The sequence below is a fragment of the Kitasatospora sp. NPDC056783 genome, from assembly GCF_042789895.1.
Lineage (GTDB): Bacteria > Actinomycetota > Actinomycetes > Streptomycetales > Streptomycetaceae > Kitasatospora.
Map to the genome: position 1 here is coordinate 1 of NZ_JBHUAF010000597.1, position 3,150 is coordinate 3,150.

General features: G+C 74.9%; 2 protein-coding genes. Both read right to left on the reverse strand.

Annotation, left to right across the window (positions count from 1 at the left end):
- Positions 1-40 precede the first annotated feature (40 nt).
- Positions 41-1,444: a glutamate decarboxylase gene (locus ACFRMQ_RS39625; RefSeq protein WP_380735754.1), complete on the reverse strand. Its 1,404-nt coding sequence runs from the start codon at positions 1,442-1,444 to the stop codon at positions 41-43.
- Between the two features lie 118 nt (positions 1,445-1,562).
- The gene (locus ACFRMQ_RS39630) at positions 1,563-2,996 is read right to left on the reverse strand and encodes an FGGY family carbohydrate kinase (RefSeq protein ID WP_380735755.1); all 1,434 of its coding nucleotides are present in this window, start codon (positions 2,994-2,996) and stop codon (positions 1,563-1,565) included.
- Positions 2,997-3,150 lie beyond the last annotated feature (154 nt).

Sequence of the window (3,150 nt, forward strand, 5' to 3'; positions counted from 1 at the left end):
CTCCCCGCCGTCGACTCTCCGGCCGCGGCGCGAGGCCGGTTCAGTGGTGGAAGCCCGGCCGGGCCGGCACCCCGAGTTCCTTGAGCGGGACGGGCTGGCGACGCAGCTCCGGCAGCAGTCGGCCGAGGTCGGCCAGCAGCAGGTCGGCGAGGTCCCGGGAGAAGCCGTTGCGGCAGACCACCCGGAGCACCGACAGGTCCTCCCGGTTCGCCGGGAAGGTGTACGCGGGCACCTGCCAGCCGCGCTCGCGCAGCCGCCGGGAGACGTCGAACACGTCGTACGGCAGGCCCGCCTCGGTGGTGAAGGCGAACACCGGGAGCTGGTCGCCCCGGGTCAGCAGCCGGAAGCCGTCCAGCTTCCCGATCTGCCCGGCCAGGTAGCCGGCGACCTCGCGGCAGGCACCCTGGACGGCCCGGAACCCCTCCCGGCCGAGCCGCAGGAAGACGAAGTACTGGGCCACCACCTCCGCGCCGGGCCGGGAGAAGTTGAGCGCGAAGGTCGGCATCTCGCCGCCCAGGTAGTTGACCCGGAAGACCAGTTCCTCCGGCAGCGCCTCCTTGTCGCGCCACAGCGCCCAGCCCACGCCGGGGTAGACCAGTCCGTACTTGTGGCCGGAGGTGTTGATCGAGGCCACCCGGGGCAGCCGGAAGTCCCAGACCAGCTCCGGGTCGAGGAAGGGCGCCACCATGCCGCCGGAGGCGCCGTCCACGTGGACCGGCACGTCGGTGCCGGTGCGCTCCTGGAAGGCGTCCAGGGCCGCGCAGATCCCCTCGATCGGTTCGTACGAGCCGTCGAAGGTGGAGCCGAGCACCCCGACCACGCCGATGGTGTTCTCGTCGCACAGCGCCACGGCCCGCTCGGCGTCCAGGTGGAAGCGGTCGCCCTCCATCGGCGCGGTGCGGGCCTCGACCTCCCAGAAGTTGCAGAACTTCTCCCAGCACACCTGCACGTTGACGCCCATCACCAGGTTGGGCCGGGCCCCGTCGGCGTAGCGCTCGGCGTTGGCCCGCGTCCAGCGGCGCTTGAGCGCCATGCCGGCCAGCATGCAGGCCTCGCTGGAGCCGGTGGTGGAGCAGCCGACCGCGGCGTCCGGGTCGGGGGCGTGCCAGAGGTCGGCGAGGATCGCCACGCAGCGCCGCTCCAACTCGGCGGTCTGCGGGTACTCGTCCTTGTCGATCATGTTCTTGTCGAGGCACTCGGTCATCAGCCGGGTGGCCTGGGCCTCCATCGAGGTGGTGACGAAGGTCGCCAGGTTGAGCCGCGCGTTGCCGTCCAGCATCAGCTCGTCGTGGATCAGCTGGTACGCGGTGTCGGCCGCGACCGGGACCTCGCCGAGCCGGTGCAGCGGCGGGGCGAGCTTCATCGAGCCCAGCGGGTCGGCGGTGGTCGGGTACGGGCCGAGGCTCAGCCGGCGGTCGCCGCCGGCCCCCTTGTGCAGCGCCATGGCGTCCTGCCGCCCTTCGCGTCGGTGGCCGTGTCCCGTCCCACGCTGCCACCGGGTTCCGGGCGACGCACCTTCACCGGCCGCCACCGCCACCGCCACCGCCACCGCCGCAGGGCCGTCAGCCGGCCGCCTCCGGGTGGATCTGGTCGCGGGCGGCCCGGTACTGCCGGCGGACCGCCGAGCCGATCGCCAGGTCCTGCTCGCCGTCGGGCTCGACGGTCTCGGCGTCCGGCAGCTCCCACTCCGGCGGCTCCGGGGTGCCCGCCAGCGCCCAGGCGGCCTGCCGGGCGGCCCCGCGGGCGGCGTGCGCGCCCGGCGGCGGCACCACGACCGGGACGCCGAACAGCATCGGTGCGACGTGCCGGACAGCCGGCAGCCGGCCGGCCGCGCCGAGCAGGAACACCCGCTTCACCTCGACGCCCTGGGCGCGCAGCACGTCCAGGGCGTCGGCGATGTTGCACAGCATGCCCTCGACGGCGGCCCGGGCCAGGTGCTGAGGGGTCATCGCCTCGGCCCGCAGGCCGGTCAGGGTGCCGGCCGCGTGCGGCAGCGCGGGGGTGCGCTCGCCGTCCAGGTACGGCAGCAGCACCAGGCCGTAGGCACCGGGGGTGGAGTGCAGGGCGAGGTCGCTGAGGCCCTCCAGGTCCCGGCCGAGCAGGGCGGCGGTGGAGCGCAGCACCTGGGCGGCGTTGAGGGTGGCGACCATCGGCAGGTGGCGGCCGCTGGCGTCGGCGAAGGAGGAGACCAGGCCGGAGGCGTCCACGACGGCCTCCCCGTGCACGGCGAAGATCGTCCCGGCGCTGCCGAGCGAGACCACCGCGTCGCCCGGGCCGAGGCCCAGGCCCAGTGCGGCGGCCATGTTGTCCCCGGTGCCGGCCGAGATCAGCAGGCCCTCGGGGGTGTGTCCGGCGGGCTCGGCCGGGGGCAGCACGTCGGGCAGCCGGAGCTCGTGGCCGAGCGCCAGCTCGACCAGGTCCTGCCGGTACTCGCCGGTGATCGGCGACCAGTAGCCGGTGCCGGAGGCGTCACCGCGGTCGGTGGTGCGGCGCTTGGGGTGGCCGAGCAGCTGCCAGACGAGCCAGTCGTGCGGCAGCAGCACCTCGGCGACCCGGCGGGCGTTGGCCGGCTCGAACTCGGCCAGCCAGCGCAGCTTGGCGATGGTGTACGTGGGGGCGGGCACGGCGCCGATGGCCTCGGTCCAGGCGGCGGGGCCGCCGAGGGCGTCGAGCAGCTTGGCGGCGGCTCCGCTGGAGCGCGGGTCGTTCCACAGGATCGCCGGGCGCACCAGCACCCCGCCCGCGTCCAGGCCGATCATCCCGTGCTGCTGGGCGCTGACCCCGATCGCCCGGACGCTCTCCAGCAGGCCGCCGGTCGCGGCGTCGCCGAGGGAGTGCAGCCAGACCTGGGGGTCGGCCTCGCCGGGGCGCAGGTCCTGGTCCTCGGGGACGGGGTGCGGTGCCTTGCCGGAGCGCAGGACGGTACCGGTGTCGGCGTCGCACGCGACGATCCGGGTGCGGCTGGTCGAACTGTCTATCCCCGCGACGATGGCCATGTCGAGATCATGCCTCAGCCCGGGCCCGGACGCGTCCGGGCCCGGGGAGCCGTTGCGCCTTCGCGACCCCGGGTTGGGGCTCGCGTGGTCCCGGTGTCACCGTCCCGTCACGGACGGCCGGTAGCCGCCCCGGGTGCGTCGCTCGTGTCACGTG

Excerpts from the sequence above, each read along its gene's own strand:
- ACFRMQ_RS39625 (WP_380735754.1), bottom strand. The coding sequence starts at position 1,444 with ATGGCGCTGCACAAGGGGGCCGGCGGCGACCGCCGGCTGAGCCTCGGC.
- ACFRMQ_RS39630 (WP_380735755.1), bottom strand. The coding sequence starts at position 2,996 with ATGGCCATCGTCGCGGGGATAGACAGTTCGACCAGCCGCACCCGGATC.